This window comes from Microvirga pakistanensis, assembly GCF_004458765.1.
In the GTDB taxonomy this organism is placed as follows: domain Bacteria; phylum Pseudomonadota; class Alphaproteobacteria; order Rhizobiales; family Beijerinckiaceae; genus Microvirga; species Microvirga pakistanensis.
Genome location: NZ_SPJX01000427.1, coordinates 1 through 223 on the forward strand (window position 1 = coordinate 1; position 223 = coordinate 223).

The window sequence follows — 223 nt, forward strand, 5'->3', positions numbered from 1 at the left end:
ACCGGTTGGCCTCGATCGTCTCGTTCGGCTTCCTCAAGACGTCCGTTCGGCCCTTATCCAGCGGCTTGGGGTCGAAGGCGGGGCGGCCGCCTCTCTTGTTCTTGCCGCGGCTTCCCAGGGACGGGGAAGCGAAGCTCTCGCGCTCTCCCTCGTGTGCGGTGTTCTCTTCGGCGAGCAGCCCGCCCGACCCGAGCTGCGAGAGGCTGCTGTCCGGCTCGAAACG

Annotated in this window: 1 protein-coding gene; it reads left to right on the forward strand. The window is 67.7% G+C overall.

The genetic code is table 11. The annotated features are described in order from the left end of the window. Positions 1-55: 55 nt before the first annotated feature. Positions 56-223 (forward strand): hypothetical protein (locus tag E4K09_RS31220; protein WP_483238011.1); only part of this gene is annotated, 168 nt, incomplete at its 3' end.